19 protein-coding genes are annotated in these 23,075 nt (G+C 65.1%); 6 read left to right on the top strand and 13 right to left on the bottom strand.

Features of this window, described 5'->3' with window-relative positions:
• Nucleotides 1-30 precede the first annotated feature (30 nt).
• From ACSQ3E_RS20080 to ACSQ3E_RS20065, 4 genes are all read right to left on the bottom strand, one after another.
• Nucleotides 31-2,472: an autotransporter outer membrane beta-barrel domain-containing protein gene (locus ACSQ3E_RS20080; RefSeq protein WP_436124036.1), complete on the bottom strand. Its 2,442-nt coding sequence runs from the start codon at nucleotides 2,470-2,472 to the stop codon at nucleotides 31-33.
• A gap of 222 nt (nucleotides 2,473-2,694) precedes the next feature.
• On the bottom strand, nucleotides 2,695-6,261 hold the full coding sequence (locus tag ACSQ3E_RS20075) for an autotransporter outer membrane beta-barrel domain-containing protein (protein WP_436124035.1): 3,567 nt from the start codon (nucleotides 6,259-6,261) through the stop codon (nucleotides 2,695-2,697).
• 309 nt (nucleotides 6,262-6,570) lie between these two features.
• Nucleotides 6,571-8,223, bottom strand: a complete 1,653-nt coding sequence (locus ACSQ3E_RS20070; protein ID WP_436124034.1) for an FAD-binding dehydrogenase — start codon at nucleotides 8,221-8,223, stop codon at nucleotides 6,571-6,573.
• A gap of 197 nt (nucleotides 8,224-8,420) precedes the next feature.
• Entirely contained in the window at nucleotides 8,421-9,905 is a 1,485-nt protein-coding gene (locus ACSQ3E_RS20065) for a carboxypeptidase M32 (protein ID WP_436124033.1), read from the bottom strand.
• A gap of 138 nt (nucleotides 9,906-10,043) precedes the next feature.
• Between ACSQ3E_RS20065 and ACSQ3E_RS20060 the strand changes: the two genes are divergently transcribed.
• The gene (locus tag ACSQ3E_RS20060; protein WP_436124032.1) at nucleotides 10,044-10,397 is read left to right on the top strand and encodes a DUF1304 domain-containing protein; all 354 of its coding nucleotides are present in this window, start codon (nucleotides 10,044-10,046) and stop codon (nucleotides 10,395-10,397) included.
• 57 nt (nucleotides 10,398-10,454) lie between these two features.
• On the opposite strand, the gene ACSQ3E_RS20055 is transcribed toward ACSQ3E_RS20060, so the two are convergent.
• From ACSQ3E_RS20055 to ACSQ3E_RS20020, 8 genes are all read right to left on the bottom strand, one after another.
• Nucleotides 10,455-10,868, bottom strand: a complete 414-nt coding sequence (locus tag ACSQ3E_RS20055; RefSeq protein WP_436124031.1) for a hypothetical protein — start codon at nucleotides 10,866-10,868, stop codon at nucleotides 10,455-10,457.
• Between the two features lie 284 nt (nucleotides 10,869-11,152).
• The gene (locus tag ACSQ3E_RS20050; RefSeq protein ID WP_436124030.1) at nucleotides 11,153-12,184 is read right to left on the bottom strand and encodes a peptidoglycan -binding protein; all 1,032 of its coding nucleotides are present in this window, start codon (nucleotides 12,182-12,184) and stop codon (nucleotides 11,153-11,155) included.
• 1 nt (nucleotide 12,185) lies between these two features.
• Nucleotides 12,186-13,205, bottom strand: a complete 1,020-nt coding sequence (locus tag ACSQ3E_RS20045) for a MotA/TolQ/ExbB proton channel family protein (protein ID WP_310321086.1) — start codon at nucleotides 13,203-13,205, stop codon at nucleotides 12,186-12,188.
• 192 nt (nucleotides 13,206-13,397) lie between these two features.
• Complete coding sequence (gene trhA, locus ACSQ3E_RS20040; protein ID WP_436124029.1) at nucleotides 13,398-14,087, bottom strand: PAQR family membrane homeostasis protein TrhA; 690 nt, start codon at nucleotides 14,085-14,087, stop codon at nucleotides 13,398-13,400.
• Nucleotides 14,088-14,159: 72 nt separating this feature from the next.
• Nucleotides 14,160-14,960, bottom strand: coding sequence for an inositol monophosphatase family protein (locus ACSQ3E_RS20035; RefSeq protein WP_436124028.1), 801 nt, complete (start codon nucleotides 14,958-14,960; stop codon nucleotides 14,160-14,162).
• 25 nt (nucleotides 14,961-14,985) lie between these two features.
• Nucleotides 14,986-15,552, bottom strand: coding sequence for an elongation factor P (gene efp / locus ACSQ3E_RS20030; protein WP_184767932.1), 567 nt, complete (start codon nucleotides 15,550-15,552; stop codon nucleotides 14,986-14,988).
• Between the two features lie 103 nt (nucleotides 15,553-15,655).
• Nucleotides 15,656-16,771 (bottom strand): tetratricopeptide repeat protein, encoded by a 1,116-nt coding sequence (locus ACSQ3E_RS20025; protein WP_436124027.1) that lies wholly within the window; start codon nucleotides 16,769-16,771, stop codon nucleotides 15,656-15,658.
• A 6-nt stretch (nucleotides 16,772-16,777) separates the two neighbouring features.
• Nucleotides 16,778-17,425, bottom strand: coding sequence for a thiamine phosphate synthase (locus ACSQ3E_RS20020; RefSeq protein ID WP_436124026.1), 648 nt, complete (start codon nucleotides 17,423-17,425; stop codon nucleotides 16,778-16,780).
• A 174-nt stretch (nucleotides 17,426-17,599) separates the two neighbouring features.
• Between ACSQ3E_RS20020 and ACSQ3E_RS20015 the strand changes: the two genes are divergently transcribed.
• Nucleotides 17,600-18,370, top strand: a complete 771-nt coding sequence (locus tag ACSQ3E_RS20015) for a sulfite exporter TauE/SafE family protein (protein WP_436124025.1) — start codon at nucleotides 17,600-17,602, stop codon at nucleotides 18,368-18,370.
• Nucleotides 18,371-18,424: 54 nt separating this feature from the next.
• Nucleotides 18,425-20,059 (top strand): acyl-CoA synthetase, encoded by a 1,635-nt coding sequence (locus ACSQ3E_RS20010; RefSeq protein WP_436124024.1) that lies wholly within the window; start codon nucleotides 18,425-18,427, stop codon nucleotides 20,057-20,059.
• 35 nt (nucleotides 20,060-20,094) lie between these two features.
• Here ACSQ3E_RS20010 and ACSQ3E_RS20005 read toward each other — a convergent pair whose 3' ends face one another.
• Nucleotides 20,095-20,646 carry a DUF2269 family protein gene (locus ACSQ3E_RS20005; RefSeq protein ID WP_436124023.1) on the bottom strand — a complete coding sequence of 184 codons (552 nt, stop codon included), beginning with the start codon at nucleotides 20,644-20,646 and terminating at the stop codon, nucleotides 20,095-20,097.
• 450 nt (nucleotides 20,647-21,096) lie between these two features.
• Between ACSQ3E_RS20005 and ACSQ3E_RS20000 the strand changes: the two genes are divergently transcribed.
• The 3 genes from ACSQ3E_RS20000 (at nucleotide 21,097) to ruvC (ending at nucleotide 23,036) form a co-directional block, all read left to right on the top strand.
• A complete protein-coding gene (locus tag ACSQ3E_RS20000) occupies nucleotides 21,097-21,474 on the top strand; it encodes a hypothetical protein (protein WP_436124022.1) in 378 nt (125 codons plus the stop codon).
• A gap of 417 nt (nucleotides 21,475-21,891) precedes the next feature.
• On the top strand, nucleotides 21,892-22,425 hold the full coding sequence (gene rcdA, locus ACSQ3E_RS19995) for a protease adaptor protein RcdA (RefSeq protein WP_067966050.1): 534 nt from the start codon (nucleotides 21,892-21,894) through the stop codon (nucleotides 22,423-22,425).
• Between the two features lie 89 nt (nucleotides 22,426-22,514).
• The gene (gene ruvC / locus ACSQ3E_RS19990; RefSeq protein ID WP_115730442.1) at nucleotides 22,515-23,036 is read left to right on the top strand and encodes a crossover junction endodeoxyribonuclease RuvC; all 522 of its coding nucleotides are present in this window, start codon (nucleotides 22,515-22,517) and stop codon (nucleotides 23,034-23,036) included.
• Nucleotides 23,037-23,075 lie beyond the last annotated feature (39 nt).

The following is a 23,075-nucleotide window of genomic DNA, read 5'->3' as shown; positions in this document are numbered from 1 at the left end:
GACGCCTAGAGCGGCGTCGCCCTGCTCCAACTAGAACTTCACGCCAATGCTTGCCTTGACGCCGTGGTCGCGGGCGCCGTTGGCGATCTGGCCGTTGTAGCTCAGGCCGAGATTGGCCTTGGGCGAGATGGCGAAGTCGAGGCCGGCTTCGATCAAGAGCGCGTCGCGGGCGATGGGCGCACCATGGACGGTGAAGCTGTCGCCGCCAGCGGCGAAGGCAACCGTCGAGGCGGGCGTGACATCGCCGAAGGCATGGCGCCAGCCGAGACCGCCGCGCACCGTCGCCTTGGCGTCGCCGAGGTTGACGTCGCTGGCGGCACGCAGGCCGAGCGTCGTCGTGGTGCTGTCGAAGCTCTTGTCCGCACTGGTCAGTGCGGCCGAGCCGCCGATTTCGGTGAAGCCGTCGGTCGAGGTCGAGACATAGGCCAGACCAGCGAAGGGTTCGAAGGCAACGCGGCCCAGCTCGACCTTGTAGCCGGTCTCGACGAAGGCCTGCGCCGTGCCGGCATCGTAGCTGGCCTTGAGCGTTTCAGTGAGACCAGGGAACGAGACCGTGCGGCTCGTGTCAATCGCATGCCTGGTGTAGGACGCCCCGGCGCGCAGGGCGACATCACCAAAGTGGCGGCCGCCATAGACGCCGACATGGAAGTTGTCACTGTCGCCCGAGGCGGCACCGTCATCCGTGTCGAAGCTGGTGCGGCTGTAGCCGCCGAGCAGGCCGAGACGCCAGCCATCACCGACGATCGTGTCGCCACCGGCAACGAGGCCGCCGCTCGAATGCTCGAAGCCGCCCGAATTGCCGTCGCCGTCGAACGAGCCCCAATTGCCAAGCGCCTGCCCCCAGACGACGAAGCGGTCGGTGTCGGCGGCGACCAGTTCGAGCCCGCCCTCGCCATAGCCCATGACGGGCAGGTCGGGTGCCGCGACATCGCCGAAGGCCGAACGCACGCGGTCATTGGCGAACTCACCCAGGAACTGGCTCGTCTGCGTCGACCCACCGCTGACCGAAGCATGCACGTCGCCGGCAAGCTGTTCGAGCGCATCGCGCGCCTCGTCCTCGTCGGTCGACATCAGGAAGGCGGCCGCGACGGGGTTGGAGTTCGGCAAGTCGGCAACTGCACCGGCGACCGCTGCCTGGTTGGGCGCATCGGCGATGCTTTCCAGCGTGACATTGTTGCGGTTGAGCGTCAGCGTGACGTCATTGCCGTCGTTGCCGGCATAGTCGATCAGATGGTCGAGGAAGAGGAGATTGTTGAGATTGCCGACCGAGGCAAACGTGCCCGTGACCGCGTCGCCGCCATCATTGGCGATCAGCGTGAAGGGGCCGTTGACCGGAAGCCAGGCACCCATGTTCGATGGCGACAGCACGAGATCGAGCTTTGCACCCGAGATGTCGACGGTGCCGTTGACCACCAGCTTGTCGGCGCCCGCAGGCGTCGCCTCGACCTCGAGGGTGCCGTTGTTGACGTAGTTGCCGTTGATCGTCTGGGTGCCGATGGAGTTGCCCGCGCCGTGGGTGGCGCCGTCAGCCACGGTGACACTGCCGCCGATGGTGCCGCTGCCGCCGAGCCGGGCGCCCGACTTGACTTCGACCCAGCTGGCGACCGAGCCGGCACCACCGACGCCGACAATCAGCGTGCCGGCGTCGACTACAGTGCCGCCGGAATGGAGATTGGCGCCCGTCAGCGTCTGGGTGCCGCTGCCCGTCTTGACCAGCTTGCCCCCGCCCGAGATGACGCCTGAGAATGTGGTGCTCTTGTTGTCGCTGCCGGTCGTCAGCGTGGCGCTGCCGAGGTCGACGGTGCCCGCGCCGGCGAGCGAGCCGATCGCCTGGTTGTAGTTGTTCAACTTAAGCGCAGCACCGCTAGCAATTGAGTACGCGCTGTTGGCACTGAATATGTCGGTGTCACCGGCCGCAAGCGTACCCTGCGCGACGCTAGTCGCAGTGGCGTAGGAGTTGTTGTCATAAAGGCGATTAATAGTAAGTGTGCCAGTGCCTAGCTTGGTAAAGGTGCCCAGCGGAACATCGCCATCGATCATCCAGGCTTGGGTCGTCAGATCGAAAGCGCCGGTGTCGATCGCACCGCCTGCCGAAGTGAACTCGATGAGTTGGTTTGTAAGGCTAAGCCCGGCGGCACCGGCCTGCAGCGTGCCGCCATCGAGCTTGATGGTTCCCAGACCAAGAACAGAATTGCCGGTCACACGAATGGTGCCCGCGCTGATGATGGCGCCGGAGCCGAAGGAATTACTGTTGTTGGTGACGATGAGCGTGCCATCGCCGATTTTGCGAATAGGGGTGGGGTCACCTAACTCGTGGATTCGGCCCGAATAGGTGCCGGTCGCACCAGCACCCACATCGAATTCCTGGAGCGAATAAATGCCGAGGTCATCGGTGATGTCTTGGCCGTCCAGCAGAACCACCGGATCGGCCCAGGCGGGCTGGAGCAAGCCGCACAGGACAACAAGTGACACGCCCGAAAGAGCGCGCGTTCTGGAAAAAATGGCAGGCACTGTATGCTCCCCACCTGCCGTCGGGAGGGGAGCTTATCCCTCAGGCAGGCCCAAAATGAATGAGCCACACCTAAACGACAAAGGAATGGTTGGGAAGATTTCGCCCCGCGCCATTTTTGGGTCTAATTCCGGAATCGGATATTTGACAGATCAGTTCCGCGCGGCTCCGGCGGCAGCCATGGCTCAAAACTTCACCGCCAGGCTGGCATTGACGCCATGTTCCCGCGCGCCGCTGGCCAGTTGGCCGGTGTAGCTCAGGCCAAGGCTCGCCTTGGGCGAAATCGCGACATCCAGCCCGGCTTCGAGCATCAGCGCGTCGCGGGCGATCGGCGTGCCGTAAACGGTGAAGCTGTCGCCGCCGGCGAAGGAAACCAGCGACGACGGCGCGACATCGCCGAAGGCATGACGCCAGCCGACCATGCCGCGCACCGAGGCCTTGGCGTCGCCGAGGGTGAAGTCCGTTGCCGCGCGCAGGCCGAGCGTCGTCAATGTGGCGGCATTGGTGACACCGGCGCTGGTCAGGGCAGCTGTGCCGCCGGTTTCGGTGAAGGCGTCGGTCGAGGTCGAGACATAGGCAAGGCCGGCGAAGGGTTCGAAGGCGACGCGGCCCATCTCCATGCGGTAGCCTGCCTCGACGAAGGCCTGCGCCGTGCCCGCGTCATAGTCGGCCTTCAGCGTTTCGCTGAACCCGGGGAAGACGACGTAACGCGTGGTCTCGACGGCGTGCCTGACATAGCTGGCGCCGGTGCGCAGGCCGAGAACACCCAACTCGCCGCCGCCATAGACGCCGAGGTGGTAGTTGTCGCTCGAGCCCGACGAGGCGCGGCCGTTGGCTTCGAAGCTGGTGCGGCTGTAGCCGCCGAGCAGGCCGAACCTGAAGCTGTTGCCGACCATGGCATCGCCGCCGGCGAGCATGCCACCGCCGCTGTGGCTGAAGCCAGTGGCGTTGCCGTCGCCGTCAGCCGAGCGCCAGTTGCCCAGCGCCTGGCCCCAGGCGACGAAGCGGTCGCTGTCGGGGGCGACCAGCTCGGCGCCGTCCTCGCCATAGGCCATGACAGGCATGTCGGCCGCCGCAACGTCGCCAAAGGCCGAGCGAATGCGGCTTGAGGCGACATCGCGCAGCTGGCCGCTGGCTTCGATGAAGCTGCCCGAAAGCGAGGCATGGACCTCGCCGGACAGCGCATCGAGCGCCGCCCGCACCTGGCCTTCGTCGGTCGACAGGATCAGTCCGGCGCGAACCGGAGTGTTCGTAGCCAAGCCATCGACTGCAGTGCCTGTGGCAATCTGGTTGCGGCTTTGGCCGACGTCGCCGACCGAAACGTCGTTGCGGGTCAAGGTCAGCGTCACGTCGTTGCCGTCGCCGCCGGCGTAGTTGATGAGGTGGTCGAGGAAGACCAGCTTGTTGAGGTCGCCGACCGAGCCGAAGGTGCCGGCCACCGCCTCGCCGCCGTCATTGGCGATCAGCACGAAGGGACCGTTGAGCCAGTTCCACGACGCGCTGCTCGGCGGCGACAGCAGGAGCTGGAGAGCGGCACCCGAGATGTCGACGGTGCCGTTGACGTTGAGCCTGTCCGCACCCGATGGCGTCGCCTCGACTTCGAGGGTGCCGCGGTTGACATAGTTGCCGTTGATCGTCTGGGTGCCGACCGAATTGCCGGCGCCGTGGGTGGCACCGGCAGCGACGGTGACGGTGCCACCAATCATGCCGCTGCCGCCGAGCCGCGCGCCGGACATGACTGCGACCGGACCGAGGATCGAGCCGACACCGCCAACGCCGACGATCAGCGTTCCGGCCTCGACGCTGGTGCCGCCGGCATAGGTGCTGACGCCCGAAAGCGTGAGTGTGCCGGCACCTGACTTGGTCAAGCTGGCGGCGCCGGCAATGGCACCGCTGAAGCTGCCGCTCGACACGATGATCCCCGCGCTGTTGGTGACGGTGCCGGCGCCCTGCAGGTTGCGGATGGTGGGGCTGGAGCCCGCAACGGTTTGCCTGTTGAAATCAAGCGTCGCGCCTGCGGCGACGGTCGTCGATGTCGCCGCCTCGGTCATTTCGGCTACGGTATGGTTGCCGGATTTCAGCGTACCACCCGCGACGACGACCGACATAGCGCCGTTCAACTCCAGGTCGGAATTGATCACGACGGTGCCGGTAGCGGCCAAACCGCCGAACACCACCGTTGCGTCGTCTCTCAAACGCAGCAGGCCCGTGAAATCCAATGTCGTGCCGGCTGCTGCGGCGATGGTGCCTGAAAGGCCGGACCGGATACTGACGTTCTTGTCGAGCGACAGGTCGGCGGTGCCCAGCAGCGTCCCGCCTCCGAAATTTAGTGACCCCGTTCCCAATGCCGAGGCATTGCCGATGGCTATCGTGCCTTCTTCGATGGTGGTGCTGCCGGAATAGCTGTTGTTTCCCGAGAGGATCAGCGTCCCGGCGCCAAACTTCTCCAGATGCCAGCTGCCGGCGCTGAAATCCGGATGCGGCGAGCGGCCGGGATTTGCCCGCAGAAAACCTTCCTCGTCGGAGATGACATCCGAAACGGTGATTGTCTGGCCGGCATCAGGCGCGAAGCCTAACCGCCCATTTCCTTGCAGGAACATGCCGGTGCCGGCGGCCTGGCCCGAGGTCGGCAGAGTGCCGGCACCGCCGGCGACGGCGCCCGCAGCGCCCGCAGTGACGCTGCCGCCCGATATCGAACCGCCGGCCTTGATGAGGAGGTTGCCACCATCGGCGACGAAAAGACTGCCGCCGAGTGCGCCGCCGCCGCCTCCGGCAGACCTGTCCATGCCAAGGCCGCCATTGCCGCCAGCAAAGCCGCCGCTGCCGGCTTTGGCATTGGAGCCTCCCAGCGTTCCTCCTCCGCCGCCGCCGTAGCCGCCTGCGCCACCGGAGCCCACCCAGGGTCCGCTGCCGCCAAAGGCGCCGCCGCCACCACCGCCGCCGAAGCCGCCCTTGCCGCCGGTAGCTCCGGCATCGGCACCACCGCCACCACCGCCGAAACCGCCGCCAGCGTTTGGCCCCCCGCCCGACAGATCGCCGCCCGGCTGGCCTTTCGGGCCGCCATGATCACCGCCGCCACCCAGATGCGTGCCGTTCTGGCCGGCGAAGGCGCCACCACCACCAGCGTCGACGAGCCCTCCCGCTGCGCCATTCCCGCCCATGCCGCCACCACCTCCGGTGCCACCGCCAGCGCCGCTCGCGTAGACGTCTGCACCGCCATTGCCGCCAACGGCGGCATTGCCGGTGAAGACAACGCCGGAGATCGTCACCATTGGCGCCGTGCCAAGACCGGCATCATTGCCACGCACGAACAGCGCGCCGCCGGCCCCGAGGCCGCCGCCGCCGGATTCTCCCCAGCCACCATCGCCACCATCGCCGCCCTTGGCACGGCCGTCGGCAAGCGTCACGTCGTTGATGGCGATTTCGCCTGAATTGGCGAAGAAGATGCGCTGGGTGCCACCGCCGCTGACGGTGTTGCCGTTGCCATTGATGGTGAGCGGGCTGGTGGCCAACGGCTGGCCGGAGGCGTCGCGCAGGCCGAGCGGCGGCAGCGGCCTGGTCAGGGTGATGTTGGCGCTGACATTGATGGTGTTCGACGTATCGCCATTGCTGTTGGCGGTGCTGATCGCGGCGGCAAGCTCGGTTTCGTTGGTGACGTTGAAGGTGGCGGCAAGAGCCGGCTGCGCGAAGGCAGAAAGGGCAATCAGCGACACACCGGAAAAGGCGTTTCTTGCAATATGTCGTGTTGGCATGTCGGTCCCATCAGGCGGAATTTCGCTTCACCAGCACCGGACACCTGCTTCGCCGCCAAGCGCCCGGCTGTGGCCATCGCCCGCGCTATGGTGGGACAACGACCAAGCAGCCACACGTCGCGACTGCCCCGCCAGACGGCAGGAGTACGCGGTGACAGGGTCGGGAAAAATACGGCAGATGGCGTATTTCGACACGGCGAAGACAGAAAGGGGATGAGCCTCGCGGAGGCCGCAGCAAGGGCTGGCAGGGCGAGTTGAGGGACTGGCCAAGCCGCCGGCTATGGCACCCGATGCGCCGGATTGGCCGGGCTAGCGCGCCGCGTGCCGGCCGGCGTTGCGGCCCGAGAAGATGCAGCCGCCGAGGAAGGTGCCTTCGAGCGCGTTGTAGCCGTGATAGCCGCCGCCGCCGAAACCTGCGACCTCGCCCGCCGCATAGAGGCCGGGGATGGTCTCACCGTCGATGCCTAGCACCTGGCCGTCGAGATTGGTGTGCAGCCCACCCAGCGTCTTGCGGGTCAGCACGTTGAGGCGAACGGCGATCAGCGGGCCGTTGTCTGGGTCGAGGATCTTGTGTGGCTTTGCCGTGCGCACCAGCCGGTCGCCGAGATAGCGCCGCGCGCCATGAATGGCGGTGACCTGAGCGTCCTTGGAATAGGGGTTGTCGATCTCGCGGTCGCGCGCCGCGATCTGCGCATGCAACCGGTCGTACTCGATGAAGTCGTTGCCGGCGAGCGCGTTCATGCCCGAGACGAGATCGCGGAGGTTGTCGCGGACGACAAAATCCTCGCCATGCTGCTTGAAGGCCTCTACCGCCGGCGGCGCGCCCTTGGCGCGGCGGCTCTTCAGCACCTCGATCCAGCGCTTGGAGGTCAGGTCCGGGTTCTGCTCGGAACCGGACAGCGCGAACTCCTTCTTGATGATCTTCTGGGTCAGCACGAACCAGGAGTATTCGTGGCCGGTGGACAGGATGCGCCGGAGTGTGCCGAGCGTGTCGAAGCCGGGCAGGAACGGCGCTTCCAGCCGCTCACCCAGCGCATCGAACCACAGCGACGACGGCCCGGGCAGGATGCGGATGCCGTGGTTGGGCCAGATCGGGTTCCAGTTGGTCACACCCTCGGTGTAGTGCCACATGCGGTCGCCATTGATGACCGCGCCACCGGCGGCTTCAGTGATCGCGACCATGCGGCCGTCGACATGATGCGGCACGCCGGCGACCATCTTCTTCGGCGCCGGCCCGAGCCGGTCGGCCGGCCAGGCTTTCCTGACCAGCGCATGATTGCCGCCGATGCCACCCGACGTCACGATGACGGCCCCGGCATGGAACTCGAAATCGCCCGTCACCTTGCGGCCGGATTGCTGGCCGCGCTCGACGGTGGAGGGTTCGAGGATTTCGCCCGACACGCCTGTTACCGCCGCGCCGGTCTTGATCAGGCGGCTCGCCTGATGGCGGAACTTCAGCGCGATGCGGCCAGCTGCGGCGTGGTCGCGGACGCGGCGCAGGAACGGTTCGAGCACGCCAGGGCCAGTGCCCCAGGTGACATGGAAACGCGGCACCGAATTGCCGTGGCCATGCGCCAAAGCACCGCCGCGCTCGGCCCAGCCAACGACGGGAAACCAGCGCATGCCCTGGGCATGCAGCCACGGCCGCATCTCGCCGGCGGAAAAATCGACGAACGCCTCGGCGACCTTGCGCGGCCAGTGGTCCTCGGGCCGGTCGAACTGGGCGGAGCCCATCCAGTCCTGCAGGGCGAGCTCTCGGCTGTCCCTGATGCGCATGCGGCGCTGTTCGGGGCTGTCGACGAAGAACAGCCCGCCGAGCGACCAGAAGGCCTGGCCGCCGAGCGAATTCTCGCCCTCCTGCTCGACGATGATAACCCGCTTGCCGGCATCGGCCAGCTCGGCCGCGGCGACGAGGCCCGCGAGCCCGCCGCCGACAACGATCGCATCCGCCCGGTCCGCCAACTGCCCCTCCCAAGGTCTTTTGGTGTCGCGGCGAGTTTCGGGCAAAGGGCTTGAAGATCAAGCGGAAAGTCTGGGCGGACTGGTTCCGCTGGGGAAGATGGAAAAGCCCCCTCTCCGGCCGCTGCGCGGCCACCTCTCCCCACTTTGTTGGGGCGGGGGTGTTTGGCCGTCCCCCATTGCGGGGAGAGAAAGCCGGCTTATGCCCCGTACCTCTTCTTCAGATGCGTCGTGAAATGCGCGGCGTTGAGCTTTTCGCCGGTGGCGCGTTCGAGCAGGTCGGGGGTCGACCAGCGCGAGGCCTGCGACCAGATCTTGTCGCGGCGCCAGGTGTTGACCGTCTCGAAATGGCCGCGCGCGATCTCGTCGTCGACCGACGGATGTTCGCTGGTCAGCGCCGACCACTGCTGTGCCGCCATCATGGCGCCGAGCGTATAGGACGGGAAATAGCCGAAGGCGGCACTTGGCCAATGCACGTCCTGCATCGGGCCGTCGGCCGGATTGTCGATGGTCGACAGGCCGAGATAGTCGCGCATCCTGGCGTCCCACGCCTCGGGCAGGTCGGCGACCGCGAGACGACCGGAGATCAGCTCCTGCTCGAGCTCGTAGCGCAGGATGACATGCAGCGGATAGGTGACCTCGTCGGCGTCGACGCGGATCAGGCCGCGCTCGACATGGTGCACATGCGGCAGGATCTCGTCCATCGACCAGCGCTCGCCGAGATGCTGCTCGACCAGCGGCAGCGCCCATTGCCAGAAGGCGGGATTGCGGCCGAGCTGCTTTTCGACGAACAGGCTCTGGCTCTCGTGCACAGCCATGCCGCGCGCCTTGCCGAGCGGCCAATGCGACCAGGCTTCCGGCAAATTCTGCTCGTAAAGCGCGTGGCCGGTCTCGTGCAGAACGCCCATCAGCGCCGACAGGAAGTCGGAGGTCTTGTAGCGCGTGGTGATGCGCACGTCCGACGGCACGCCGCCGCAGAACGGGTGGTGCGACACAGACAGGCTGCCGCGTGTCAGGTCGAAGCCGACGGCGCCCATCATGGCGAGGCCAAGCTCGCGCTGGCGCTCGATGGCGTAGACGCCCGACAGCGGCCGCTTCGGGCTTTTGGCCAGGCGCTCCTGCTGAACGGCAAGCGCCTCCGGCACAAAATCCTTGAGGAAGGCCTTGAGGTCGGTGAAGACGGGCGTGATGTCGGCTGTGCGGTTGCCGGGATCGTACTGCTCCATCAGCGCGTCGTAGGGATCGAGGCCGAGCGCTTCCGAACGCAGCGCCGCCTCCTCGCGGGCGATGGCGACGATGCCTTCGAGCGCCGGCTGGAACCCGGCCCAGTCGTTCTTGGCCCTGAGGTCGCGCCACAGCTGTTCGCAGCGCAGGCGAGCCGAGGTCTGACGCTCGACAAACTCCGTCGGCAGGCAGGTCATGTTGGTGTACTGGCGGCGGAATTCGCGCACGGCGAGACGCTGATCGTCATTGAGCGTCTCGGTCTCGGCGGCAGCGATCCAGTCTGCTATTTCGGGTGCGGTTGCCTGGCGGTGATGCATGCCGGCGAGCGCCGACAGCGCTTCGGCGCGCTTGGCGCCGCCGCCGACCGCCATGTGGGTGGCTTCGTCGGCGCCAAGGATGGCGAGCGCATGTTCCAGCGCTTCGAGCTTGCGGCCGAGTTCGTCGAGTTTTGCGAAGGACATGGCATTTCCTCTGTCTCAAATTCGCGGCGAGAGGATACCAATCCGCGCGCCTTCGCAAGACAGTTCGGCTGGTCCACCACTTGCCGGAACGGCAGGCGCCATGCTCAAGTTAAGTAACTGAGGTCGAAGGGGGCGTCGATGGTCGGAAACATACTGGTCGGGCTCGTCGCCCTGATCCATCTCTACATCGTCTATCTCGAAATGGTGCTGTGGGACACGCCGCGCGGCCACAAGGCCTTCGGCCTCAAACCGGATTTCGCCACGGCCTCGAAGGTGCTGGCCGCCAATCAGGGGCTCTACAACGGCTTCCTCGCCGCCGGCCTGATCTGGGGCCTGTGGCTGGGTGAGGCAGGCTTCCAGGTGAAGGTGTTCTTCCTGCTCTGCGTCGCCATTGCCGGGCTCTATGGCGCAGCGACCGTCAGCCGCAAAATCCTCTACATCCAGACCGTGCCGGCGGCACTTGCGCTGGCGGCACTCTGGCTTGGCTGGTAGCCTGAAACCCGCTCACCCCCGGGGAGCGATCCGGGGGCGAGTGGATGCGCGTTTCGTCTAGCGGACAACCGCGTCGTGGCCGATCTGCAAGCCGAGATCGTTGACCTCAGCCATCAGCTGGTCGTAGGCCCCCGCGGGGATCTTGCCGCCGTCCCGGGCCGAATCGCGCATAGCCGTCCTGCGGATCATCGCCTCTTCGCCGCGCAGGCTGCGAATCTCGGCCGGCGTGATCAGCCTGGCCTGGCGGTCGCTCATGATACGGGCATCGTCACCTTGCAGATCGTCAAGGATCGCGCGCAACTGGCCGCCGGGCGCATAGCCGTAGGAGGGAGCGGGTGAGTCCGGCGTATCGCCGCCACTTGGGCTGACCTGGGATGGGAACTCACGCATCGTTCCGTGATGCTCCTTGGCGAAAGCTGTCGCCAGGGGCGTTGAAACTAGGATAACGGCAAGCGCCGCCTTGAATGCCATAGAGCGCATTTTTGCGACTCCCGAGCTTGCGGGGCGCGACAGGCGCGCCCCGTCAATTGCAGGCCGTCTGAAACCGTCGCGTCGCGGTGGGAGGTCATCGCCGGCGGTTCCCGGACTGCCTGCGAAAGCTAGGCGCGTGGCCGGCGGAAGCCTAATTAAGAAAAGATAATCTTGGCCGCCACAATCGGCCTCGGCCCGCCGCGGCTCCGCCCCTGTTGGGGCAGGCCGTTTCGCACACGAAATCTTGAAAATGAGCTCGCCGTTCGGATGATGCAGACGCCGCGTCAGCGCTCGGTCAGCTTGAGCTCGATGCGACGGTTCCTGGAGCGCGCCTCGTCGGTGCCGCTTTCGTCGAGCGGCTGGAATTCGCCGAAGCCGGCGGCGACGAGGCGGTTGGCCGGAACGCCGTTCTCGATCAGGAACTTGACCACCGAGGTCGATCGCGCCGAGGAAAGCTCCCAATTGTCGCGATATCGGCCGGTGCCCGACAGCGGGATGTTGTCGGTGTGGCCGTCGACGCGCAGCACCCAGTTGATCTCCGGCGGGATTTCCTTCTGTAGCTCGATGATGGCGTCAGCGAGCTTCTTCATCTCGCCGCGGCCGGCCTCGTTGATCTGCTCGGAACCGGTCGGGAACAGCACTTCCGACTGGAAGACGAAGCGGTCGCCGACGATGCGGATGTTCTCGCGGTCGGACAGAATCTCGCGCAGGCGGCCAAAGAAGTCGGAACGGTAGCGGTTGAGTTCCTGCACGCGCTGGGCCAGCGCCACGTTCAGGCGGCGGCCCAGGTCGGCGATCTTGGTGTTGGATTCCTTGTCGCGCGCCTCGGAGGCATTGAGCGCCTCCTCGAGCGCGCCGATCTGGCGGCGCAGCGCCGAGATCTGCTGGTTGAGCAGCTCGACCTGGCTGAGCGCACGCTGGCTGACCTGGCGTTCGCTCTCCAGTTCGCCCGACAGCGTGCCGATGCGGGCATTGGCCTCGGCGCCGGCGCCGGCGCCCTGCGACAGCAGCTGTTCGAGCCGGCTCTTTTCGCTCTCGGCAGCCGACAGCGACGCCTGCAGGTTGGCAAGCGCATCTTCGGCGTCCTGCGAGCTCGATTTTTCGAGCGCCAGGAGCTGCGTCAGCTCGTTGATCTGCGAATTGAGCCGGGTCAGCACCTCGTCCTTGCCGGAGATTTCGCGGCTGAGCAGGAACTGCGCCAGCACGAAGACCGAGAGAAGAAACATGATGGCGAGCAGCAGCGTCGACAAAGCGTCGACAAAGCCCGGCCAATAGTCGATGCGGCGGTCGCCGCGCCGCCCGCGCGCCAATGCCACCTTAGTGCACCCCTTCCTTCTTCAGGGCGTCGGCGATCTTTTCGAGCGTGTTGCGCATCGCCTTTTGTTCATCCGACTGCGCCTCGACCCAGTCGCGCATGATCTGCTGTTCGCTGCGCATGTTCTTGACGAGGCCGGAGATGCCGTCGGCGAGGTTGGCCATGGCGGCAGCAACTCGCGGGTTCGAGCCGCCCTGCTCCTGCATGTTGCGCAGGCGCTCGGACAGCACGCGGATTTCGTCGGAGGAGCCGTTCTTGGCGTCGGCAACGACCATGTCGGAGGACAGGTCAGTGACGGACGACAGCCAGTTTTCAAGCTCGGTGTAGAAGCGCGTCTGGGCACGGCCCGCCTGCAGGTCGAGGAAACCGAGCACCAGCGAGCCGGAAAGGCCGAACAGCGACGACGAAAACGCCGTGCCCATGCCTTGCAGCGGAGCCGCGAGGCCGGCCTTCAGCGATTCAAGCACGGCAGAAGCGTCGCCCGAGCCGGGGTCGAGCGACTGGATGGTCTCGCCGATCGAGCCGATGGTGCCGAGCAGGCCCCAGAAGGTGCCGAGCAGGCCGAGGAAGACGAGAAGGCCGACGAGGTAGCGCGAGACGTCGCGGCTTTCGTCGAGGCGCGTTGCGATGGAATCGAGCATTGTGCGCATCGAGCTTGTCGAGAACGCCATCGAGGCGGAACGTCCGAGCATCGCCTTCATCGGCGCCAGCAGCACCGGTTCGGTGGCTTCGGAGCCGGCGCGGAAGGAATTGACCCAGCGCACCTCGCGGAACAGCCGCCCGACCTGGACGAAGGCGAGCCCGATGCCAACGAACAGCACGCCGAGGATCAGGCCGTTGAGGCCGGGATTGGTGCCAAAGGCGCTGGAGATCTGCCGCGTCAGGATCGCCGCGATGAAAGCGACGATCGCCAGGAAGATGATCATCGTCAGCAGGAACACCTGCGGAGAAGACAGGCGGTGCGGATCGTAGTTCAGCACATCGGAGCCTTTGCCCACCCCGAGAGATTTCAACAATGCCATCGGCGCCCCGGTTCCTGCGGTTGGAGCCCGGCCTGTCCATTCGGACGCGCCTGGCCGCTCCATCACCTTGAAGTCTACGCGCCTCCCTTTTCAAGAGTTTCGGCGCGTTACGTTAGTGGACTACGACTGTAAGCGGAAATGTGACGAAAATGAAAGACGCTTGCGCGCGCTGACCTGGGGAGCGGCTGTCGGTCAGAGGCGGGCCACAACCAAAAGGTCAATCATCGCGGCCACATGCAAGCCTGCCCCGGTGATGACGAAGCCGTGCCAGACCGCACTCTGGAAGCGCAGCCGCTGCCAGGCATAGAAGATGACACCGCAGGAATAGACCATGCCACCGGCAAATAGCAGCCACAGCGTCGCCGTTGGCAAGGTGGCGATCAGCGGCCGCAGGATGACGACACCGCTCCAGCCCATGGCGAGATAGAAGGCAATCGCCAGCCGGTCGAGACGGCCGGGCAGGAACAGCTTGATCGCCATGCCGGCTGCCGCCGCCGACCAGACAATGCAGGCCATCCAGCTTGCGGTCGTGCGATCTTCGAGCTGGACGAGGAACGGCGTGTAGGTGGCAGCGATCAAAAGGTAGATGCCGGCGTGGTCGAAGCGGCGCAGCACCCACTTGGCCGGCGACACCGGCCACAGATTGTAGGCGCACGACACCGACAGCACGGTGAGCAGGGCGACGACGAAGACAATCGCGGCGAGATATTCGCCCGTGGCGGTGTAGAAGGCGGAAACGGAAAGCAGCACCGCACCGGCGGCAACGGCGAGCACGATGCCGATCGCATGGACCACGCCGTCAGCGATCAGCTCGGCGCGCGAATGGCTGTAGCGCCCGACGAAGGGCACGGCTGTCTCAGGCTTGCGGTGATTGTCCGACATGGTCCGTCCCTGCGCCCTCCCCAATATGGGCAGGCGCAGGCACGATGTGCAAGCAACCGGCTGCGCGGCGGATCAGCGCGGCGTGACTGGCCGCTTCAGCGTCTTGATGAGCGCGCGGTGGATGGTCTCGTTGCCGGCGACGATCGAACCGCCGTCGAGCATGTCCTGGCCGCCCTTGTCGTCGGAGACGAAACCGCCGGCTTCGCGCACCAGCAGGATGCCCGCAGCGACGTCCCAGGGCGACAGCGCGGTTTCCCAGAAACCGTCCATGCGGCCGGCAGCGACATAGGCCAGGTCGAGCGCCGCCGAGCCGAGACGGCGGATGCCGGCGACTTCGCCCATGACGTTGCGCAGTTCGAGCAGGAAGTTGCCGTGATGGCCACGACCGAGATGCGGCACGCCGCAACCGATGACGGCATCGACAAGCTTGGTGCGGCCGGAGACGCGCAAGCGGCGGTCGTTGAGGAAGGCGCCACCGCCACGCTCGGCGGTGTAGAGCTCGTCCATCGCCGGGTTGTAGACGACCGCAGCGACGATCTGGCCCTGGCGCTCCAGCGCGATCGAGATCGAGAACACCGGAATGCCGTGCAGGAAGTTGGTGGTGCCGTCGAGCGGATCGACGATCCAGCGATGCTGGTCGTCCTCGCCCTCAACGACGCCACGTTCTTCCATCAGGAAGCCGTAGCCCGCGCGGCCCTTCGACAGCTCGGCAAACAGGATGTCTTCCGCCTTGCGGTCGGCCTGGCTGACGTAGTCGCCCGGGCCCTTCAGCGAGACCTGCAGGTTCTGCACTTCGCCGAAGTCGCGCGCCAGCGAGCGGCCGGCCTTCATGGCGGCCTGCACCATAACATTTAGGATCGCTGAACGCGCCATGATCTAGGACTCCGTGTTGCCGTGCTCAATCCGCGCGGCGGACGTAGGTGAGCTCGTTGGTGTCGACGATGATGCGTTCGCCCGACGAAATGAAGGGCGGCACCAGGACGCGGACGCCGTTTTCCAGCACTGCCGGCTTATAGGACGAAGCGGCCGTCTGGCCCTTCACGACCGGATCGGCTTCGGTGATCGTCAGCGTGACCTGGTCGGGCAACGCGATGCCGATCGGGCGCTCGTCATAGAGCTCGACGGTGACCATCATGCCGTCCTGCAGGAACGCGGCGCGATCGCCAACGAAATCCTTCAGCAGTTCGAGCTGCTCGTAGCTGGCGGTGTCCATGAACACCAGGGCGTCGCCCTGCTCGTAGAGGAACGAGAAGTCCTTCTGCTCCAGGCGGACCTTCTCGACGGTTTCAGCCGAGCGGAAACGCTCGTTGAGCTTGGTGCCGTTGATGAGGTTCTTCAGTTCGACCTGGTTGTAGGCGCCGCCCTTGCCGGGCTTGACGTGATTGGTCCTGACCGCCACCCAGAGGCCGCCGTCATGTTCGATGACGTTGCCGGGACGGATTTCGTTGCCGTTGATCTTGGCCATGATTGGATTCCGGAAGAGAGGTTTGCGCCGGAAGGGGCGCTATCGGCGCCTCCAAGACCACAAAATGGCTTTTTAGGCAAGAGAAGTCGAGATTTTCGCTGGATCAGCGCAGACGGTTGGCACGCTCCAGCGCCTGCTTCATCTCCGCGTCGGTCAGGCCGCGCAGGAAGTCGTCCATCTCGGGATCGTTGAGCCCGGCACGGCGGGCGCTGATGTACCACGCCCCAGCCAGAATGGGATCGGGATCGACGCCGATACCACCCATGTAGAATTTGGCGATCCGGTTCTGTGCCGCGACATTGCCGCCATCGGCGGCCAGCTTCATCCAGCCGAAGGCCGACTTCAGGTCGCGGTCGCCTCCACGGCCGTCGGCCATCCACAGCCCGAGATCGAACTGGGCCGAGTCATAATTCTGTCTGGCGGCGCGGACGAGCAGCAGCCGCGCCTGGTTGTCGTCGCGGCGCTTGCCGCCGACGCCGTTGGCGTAGACCTGGGCCATGGCGTATTGGGCATCGGGCAGCCCGGTGGCCGCCGCCCGCTCGTAATAAGGAACGGCCTTTTCGAGGCCCTTGCCGCCCGGTTCGCGCTGCACAAGCATCTGGGCGTAGTTGAACTGGGCAAAACGGTTGCCTGCTTCGGCTGCTGCCTGCATCAGTGCGTTGGCGGCCTTGTCATCACGGGTGACATAGCGCCCATCGAGCAGCATCAGCGCATACTGGAACTGGGCTTCGGGAATGCCCTGCTCTGCCGCGCGCGCATACCATTTGGCCGCCTCGCCATCGTTGCGTGCAACGCCGAGGCCGCGCGAAAGGATTTCGGCCACCAGCGTCTGCGCCGCGGCATCGCCGGCTTCGGCGCGCGTGATGCCGAGATTGTAGGCCGTCTTGTAGAGGCCACGCTGGAAGGCGCCGTAGGCCTCGTCAGAATGCTTGCCGCCGAAACGGTTGGGGTCGATGCCATCGGTCGTCTTGGCCGCCGGGTTGGCGCCAAGATCAGGAGTCTGAGGCGCCGGCGCCGGCTCGACGACCGGCATGGGAGTGGCATCGAGCGGCATCGGGGCCGGGCCGAAACGGTTGGGATCGATCAGGTCGAGCGACTTGCCGAGCGAAGGAACGGCCCCCTGGTCGGACGGCGTGATCGGCGCGCTCTCAACGGCAATCGCGGGCTCGAGCCCAACGCCCAGGCACAGCAAAGCAGCGAGAAGGCGCGAACGGTCCATCGGTAACTACTCCTCGAAACGCGGCGCGGTCTCGTCGAGCAGCGCATTGGCGCGGGCCACCGCCTCGCGCGGGTCGATGCCTTCGCCGAAAACCGCCGACGACACGGCAACGAATTCGACGCCGGTAGCCGCCACCGCTTCCACCGAGGCGATGTCCGAACCGGCCAGCACGATGCAGGGGATTTCGATCATCTCGGACCACCATTGGCCGAGAGAGAGATTGCGCGAATGCGGCTCGGGCTTGTTGTCGTAGCCGAAGCGGCCAAAGAAGATGTAATCGGGCCGCTCTTCGCCAAGCTCAAGCGCGTCATCGCGCGTCTTGGCCCCGCCGGCGCCGACCATCATGCGCTGCTGGTAGTTCTCGACGGCTTCGGCCAGCTCGGCCTTCTTGCCCTCGACGTGGATGCCGTCGGCATGGACACGACCGGCAACGCGGGTGTCGCCGGCAATCACCACCGCGACACCGGCTGCGCGTGCGGCATCCGCGACCTTTTCGGCAAAGCTCTGGAACGACGCCTCGTCGACGCCCTCGCCAGACAGGATCAGCGACGCGACGTCGCCACCGGCGAGTGCCGCCTCGACCTGTTGCGGCGCAACTGTCGGTGGCGCGATCAGCACGATACGGCAGCGATTGGGTGGCGTGGTTGGGTTCATGTGCATCGATCCGGGTGCTTGACGCCTATGCAAGGCGATCATGTTTGCATTGGGGCATAGAACAAAGTGCCGCCGTTGAACAGGATGCGCTGAAGACCCCAAGCACATGAAAACATGGGACGGGCACTCGCCAACCGCCAGACATCCCGATATTGCGGTTTCGAGAGGCCGCCGATGACCGAACTTCTTCTCGACCCGTGGTTTTATGCAGCGGCAGTTCCTGCCGTGATTCTGGTTGGCCTTTCCAAGGGCGGCTTTGGCGGTGCAGTCGGCTTCGTCGGGGTGCCGCTGATGGCGCTGGTGATCTCCCCGATGCAGGCCGCGGCGATCCTGTTGCCGATCCTGATCCTGATGGACGTGGTGTCGTTGTGGACCTGGCGCGGCGTCTTCGACAGGAAGATCCTGTGGCAGATGCTACCGGGGTCGATCATCGGCATCGGCATCGGCTGGCTGATGGCCTCGGTAGTGACTGCGGACAATGTGCGCTTCATCGTCGGCGCCATCGCCTTCATCTTCGTGGCGCGCTGGATCTACACCAGCCTGCGCCACGGCGCCGACCACAAGACCGAGCCGAACGGCGTGGCCGGCGCCTTCTGGGGATCGATCGCCGGCTTCACCAGCTTCGTCGCCCATGTCGGCGGTCCGCCCTTCCAGGTCTACGCCTTGCCGCTCAGGATGGACCCGAAGGTGCTGACCGGCACCAGCGTCATCTTCTTTGCCGTGACCAACGCCATCAAGCTGGTGCCCTACTTCGCACTCGGCCAGTTCGATACAGCGAATCTCACTGCTTCACTGGCACTGATGCCACTGGCACCGCTCGCGACACTCGCCGGGGCATGGCTGGTCAGGCGGATGCGGCCGGAAATCTTCTACCCCTTCACCTACGCGACGGTGGCAATCGTCGCGCTGAAGCTGCTTTATGACGGGGTCGTCGACTTTATGTGAGGATGACCGCATCGAAGCGGTGGATTAGGCTCGGCGTCACAAGGGAGAAACGCCATGGGCAAATACGAGGACAACCTCGACAAGACCCCCGCCAACCACCAGCCGCTGACGCCGCTGAGCTTCCTCGAACGGGCGGCCAAGACGTTCCCCGACCATGTCGCCATCATCCATGGCGACCAGCGTACGAACTATCGCCAATGGTGGGAGCGGTCGCTGAAACTTGCCTCGGCTCTCGCCGCCAAGGGCATCGGCAAGGGCGACACGGTGACGGTGATGCTGTCCAACACCCCGCCGATGCTGGAAGCGCATTTCGGCGTGCCGATGACGAAGGCGGTGCTGCATTCGTTGAACACCAGGCTCGACGCGGCGATCATCGCCTTCCAGCTCGACCATGCCGAGACGAAGCTGCTGATCGTCGACCGCGAGTTCTCCGGAGTGGTCAAGGAGGCGCTGGCACTGGCTTCGGTGAAGCCGCTGGTCATCGACTATGACGACCCCTGTTACCCGGAGGACGCTCCCTACCCCAAGGGCGACCGCATCGGCAGCCTCGACTACGAGGCCTTCGTCGCCACCGGCGACCAGGCCTTCGCGTGGTCGATGCCCGACGACGAATGGGATGCGATCTCGCTCAACTACACATCGGGCACGACCGGCAATCCCAAGGGCGTGGTCTACCATCATCGCGGGGCGGCGCTGATGGCCTATACCAACACCATTCATGCCGGCATGGCCAAGCACGCCGTCTATCTCTGGACGCTGCCGATGTTCCACTGCAACGGCTGGTGCTTTCCCTGGACGCTCGCGGTGCAAGCCGGCACCCATGTCTGCCTGCGCTGGGTACGCGCAAAACAGATGTATGACGCCATCGCCGACCATGGCGTGACCCATCTGTGCGGGGCGCCGATCGTCATGTCGATCCTGATCAACGCTCGCGACGAGGACAAGCGCGCGTTTCCGCAGCTGGTCACCTTCAACACGGCTGCCGCGCCGCCGCCGGAAGCCGTGCTGTCGGGCATGGCCGACGCCGGCTTCGCCGTCACCCATCTCTATGGCCTGACCGAGACCTATGGACCGGCCGTCGTCAACGAATGGCATGGCGAATGGGACGCACTTGAGAAAGGCCCGCGTACGGCGAAGAAGGCCAGGCAGGGCGTCCGTTATGCCGCGCTCGAAGAGCTGACGGTGATGGATCCCGAGACAATGCAAAGGACGCCCGCCGACGGCGAGACCATCGGCGAGGTGATGTTCCGCGGCAACATCGTCATGAAGGGCTATCTCAAGAACAAGAAGGCGACCGACGAGGCCTTCGCCGGCGGCTGGTTCCATTCTGGCGACCTCGGCGTGATGCATCCCGACGGCTACATCCAGATCAAGGACCGCTCCAAGGACATCATCATTTCGGGCGGCGAGAACATCTCGTCGATCGAGGTCGAGGACGCGCTCTACAAGCACCCCTCGGTCGCTTCGTGCGGTGTGGTGGCAAAGTCCGATGACAAATGGGGCGAGGTGCCCATTGCCTATGTCGAGCTCAAGCCAGGCAAGACCGCGACCGAGTTCGAGATCATCGAGCACTGCCGCTCGCTGCTTGCCCGCTTCAAGGTGCCGAAGGCAGTGATCTTCGCCGAGATCCCCAAAACCTCGACCGGCAAGATCCAGAAATTCCGGCTGCGCGACATGGCCAAGGGATAGAAAACGAGGGCGGCGTACGGGCGCCGCCCAGACCGTCAGGCGGCGGCCACGGTGGACGTGCGCAGGCCATCGAAGGCTGCCCACAGGCCGGCCGCGAAAACAACCACCATCGCCGACAGGATCGGCACGTCGGAAGCCGTCGGCTTCAGCACCATGTCGGCAACAATGATCAGCATCATCGCATAGTCGAAGCGCGCCACCTTGAGGATGCGCCGGCCTTGGTCGAGCGCCGCAGGCGTCACGCCATCGCGGGCGATGATCGCGGCCATGCGGTCGGCGGTCGGCTTGAATACGAGAGTGCCGATCAGGAAGGTCGTGGCATAGCCGGCGAGCCCGAGCACGATCCAGAGATCGGAGAAGCCGACCCAGAACCAGCACATGACGAGGCCGAGCAGAAGCGTGACCAGCGACGCCGGCATGAACAGCCGGTTGCCGAGCTCGCCGACCGAACGCACGACCTGCAGCATGCCATCCGTGTCGCCGGCACGGTCCGCTCGAACGGCGAGCAGCATCAGCGCGAAGCCGCCACCTACCCACACGACGGCAGCGACGACGTGAAGAAACTTGACGAGAGAGTACCAATCCATCTTCCGAACCTTTCCAATCCGGTACAGCAACCACTTCAGGCGGCGCTGATTTTCGGCGCCGGCTAATAGCGCCGACGCTGTTTCGGCTGTGTGTCGGTGAAAACAGCGGCATGTTTCGGCAAGGGAAACGATGGATAGGGAAACGATGCATGCCCCCACGCGGTGGCGGGGGATAACACGCAACTTTAGTAACAAGGCATGTAACGCCTGCTTGGTGGCGTGATATCGTCGGTCAAGCGTTGGAGGGGCGCGTATCCAACCGGCCGCGGGGGCGAATGGCCGGACACATCACCAAAGACATCTGCAATGTAACGACCCGACATGCGCGTGGCCCGGCCGCGCGGCATGCGGCGGAAACACGGGCCGGTGCACATGCGCCGGCAGGACGGCTCGCGACGGGCCGGAAATCAACCCATTCCCTGCGGGGGGAAAAGGCATCAGGAGACTACAATGCAAGGGGTAGCACGGAACTTCTTCACGCTGGCCGTCGTCTATGCGCTGTGCGGCATGGCGCTTGGCCTGCACATGTCGATCAGCCAGGATCACAGCCAGATGCCGGTCCACGCCCACACCATGGTGGCGGGCTGGCTGATGTCGGCGGTGTTCGCCTTCTTCTACCACCTGTTCCCAGTGGCGCGGGACAAGGTGCTGGCCAAGATCCATTTCTGGCTGACGGCGGTCAGCGGCATCGGCCTTCTGGTCGGGTTGTTCTTCCTGCTCGGCGGCAATGCAGCGATCGAACCGGTGGTGGCGATGTCGTCGATGGGCTTTTACGCCGCGATGCTGCTGTTTGCCTTCATCGCCCTGCCGACGGTGTGGAAGTCCTGAGTCGGCATAAGATCGCATCTGCCGGAAACGCCGCGACGTTGTGCCGTGCCGGCACAGTCTAACGCGCCATAAGGCGAAATCGGCACCGATCTTAAGCGCCCATTAAGCATTCCCAGTGTTTACTGTGCGTATCCAGTCATCTGGATTCTTACCGAGTGGTTGGAGCCACTTTGTTTGACGCCTCCCTGTTAAACTCCTGAGAGCCGCGCTTTTCCGCGGCTCTTTTTTTTCGCCCGCGCGCCTTCGGAACGCCCTCCAAAAGCAGTCCAATCCGGCGCGTTAACCCTTTGTTAAACATGCGCTTGCGTTCACACCGACGGAAGCGCATTTTCATCGGGCTTGGCGTATAGGAACGGGCCGCGCAGAATCCGTCGAAAAAGACGGGCAGAACGCGAACAGGGTTGCAGGGTAGCGATGATGAACGAGCCTTCGAGGGAAAGCGCAAACACGATCAAGCTCGCGGAGAGGCGGGTGTTTTCGCCGTCCTTCAAGCCCCTCTACAACGAGGGAATGGGGCTGGTCGAACAGGCCGCCGAATATCTCGACGGCGCCGGCCGCGTGGAGGCCAAGAAGCTGTCGCGGCTTGCCGCCACGCTATACGCCGCCGAATCGATGCGCCTGACCACGCGCCTGATGCAGATCGCCTCGTGGCTGCTGTTGCAGCGTGCCGCCAACTCTGGCGAGATGACCCGCGACCAGGTCGCCTCGGAGAAGTCCAAGGTGCGGCTCGACACGGCTTCCGCCCATGACGACGCCGCCGGCTGGAACGAACTGCCGGCCGACTTCGTCGACCTTGTGCGCCGCTCGCTGCGCCTGCAGGCGCATGTTCGCCGCATGGATGACGAGATCTACGGCAACGGCGCCACCGTCGTGCCGGTGCAGGCGATGCGCCGCAGCAATCCTGTTTCCGACCAGATCAGCCTGCTCAACACGGCATTTGCCCGCAACTGATCAAGGACATCCCTGCGACGACGCGGGGATTGTTTCTGTTTTGTTCACATTTTTCTGGCGTCTTGTCTCCGTGAAGATAGAGTTCGCGGATGAGAGAGACGATTCGTATCATTGGCATCGACCCAGGGCTTCAGCGCACCGGCTGGGGCATCATCGAGAGCCTAGGCAATTCGCTGCGCTTTGTCGCCGCCGGCACCGTGCGCTCCGACAACAAGGCGGCGCTCGCCAGCCGGCTTTGCCAGCTGCATGACGGCCTTGCCGACGTGCTGCACCGCGAGATGCCGCATGAGGCAGCGGTGGAGGCGACCTTCGTCAACAAGGACGCGACGGCAACGCTGAAGCTCGGCCAGGCACGCGGCATCGCCATGCTGGTGCCGGCCCGCGCCGGGCTTGTCGTCGCCGAATATTCGCCCAATGCGGTGAAGAAGGCGGTCATCGGCGTCGGCCATGGCGACAAGAAGCAGATCGCCATGATGGTCAAGGTGCTGTTGCCGAAGGCCGTGTTCGACACAGCCGACGCCGCCGATGCCCTGGCGATCGCCATCTGCCATGCCCATCACCGCCAAAGCCCTGCATACAGACTGGCAGCATTGGCTGCCGCTCACGCCTGATGTTCTTGACTTGTTCTCACCGCTGAAACATTCCTTGCC

The organism is Aminobacter sp. LjRoot7 (assembly GCF_964252895.1).
Lineage (GTDB): Bacteria > Pseudomonadota > Alphaproteobacteria > Rhizobiales > Rhizobiaceae > Aminobacter > Aminobacter aminovorans_B.
This window is presented reverse-complemented; position numbering and strand designations above follow the sequence as displayed.

Excerpts from the sequence above, each read along its gene's own strand:
- ACSQ3E_RS20055 (WP_436124031.1), bottom strand. The coding sequence starts at position 10,868 with ATGGCATTCAAGGCGGCGCTTGCCGTTATCCTAGTTTCAACGCCCCTG.
- ruvC (WP_115730442.1), top strand. The coding sequence starts at position 22,515 with ATGAGAGAGACGATTCGTATCATTGGCATCGACCCAGGGCTTCAGCGC.
- ACSQ3E_RS20065 (WP_436124033.1), bottom strand. The coding sequence starts at position 9,905 with ATGTCCTTCGCAAAACTCGACGAACTCGGCCGCAAGCTCGAAGCGCTG.
- ACSQ3E_RS20035 (WP_436124028.1), bottom strand. The coding sequence starts at position 14,960 with ATGGCGCGTTCAGCGATCCTAAATGTTATGGTGCAGGCCGCCATGAAG.
- ACSQ3E_RS20060 (WP_436124032.1), top strand. The coding sequence starts at position 10,044 with ATGGTCGGAAACATACTGGTCGGGCTCGTCGCCCTGATCCATCTCTAC.
- ACSQ3E_RS20025 (WP_436124027.1), bottom strand. The coding sequence starts at position 16,771 with ATGGACCGTTCGCGCCTTCTCGCTGCTTTGCTGTGCCTGGGCGTTGGG.
- rcdA (WP_067966050.1), top strand. The coding sequence starts at position 21,892 with ATGAACGAGCCTTCGAGGGAAAGCGCAAACACGATCAAGCTCGCGGAG.
- ACSQ3E_RS20020 (WP_436124026.1), bottom strand. The coding sequence starts at position 17,425 with ATGAACCCAACCACGCCACCCAATCGCTGCCGTATCGTGCTGATCGCG.
- ACSQ3E_RS20015 (WP_436124025.1), top strand. The coding sequence starts at position 17,600 with ATGACCGAACTTCTTCTCGACCCGTGGTTTTATGCAGCGGCAGTTCCT.
- ACSQ3E_RS20045 (WP_310321086.1), bottom strand. The coding sequence starts at position 13,205 with ATGGCATTGTTGAAATCTCTCGGGGTGGGCAAAGGCTCCGATGTGCTG.
- trhA (WP_436124029.1), bottom strand. The coding sequence starts at position 14,087 with ATGTCGGACAATCACCGCAAGCCTGAGACAGCCGTGCCCTTCGTCGGG.
- ACSQ3E_RS20005 (WP_436124023.1), bottom strand. The coding sequence starts at position 20,646 with ATGGATTGGTACTCTCTCGTCAAGTTTCTTCACGTCGTCGCTGCCGTC.
- efp (WP_184767932.1), bottom strand. The coding sequence starts at position 15,552 with ATGGCCAAGATCAACGGCAACGAAATCCGTCCCGGCAACGTCATCGAA.
- ACSQ3E_RS20000 (WP_436124022.1), top strand. The coding sequence starts at position 21,097 with ATGCAAGGGGTAGCACGGAACTTCTTCACGCTGGCCGTCGTCTATGCG.
- ACSQ3E_RS20010 (WP_436124024.1), top strand. The coding sequence starts at position 18,425 with ATGGGCAAATACGAGGACAACCTCGACAAGACCCCCGCCAACCACCAG.
- ACSQ3E_RS20075 (WP_436124035.1), bottom strand. The coding sequence starts at position 6,261 with ATGCCAACACGACATATTGCAAGAAACGCCTTTTCCGGTGTGTCGCTG.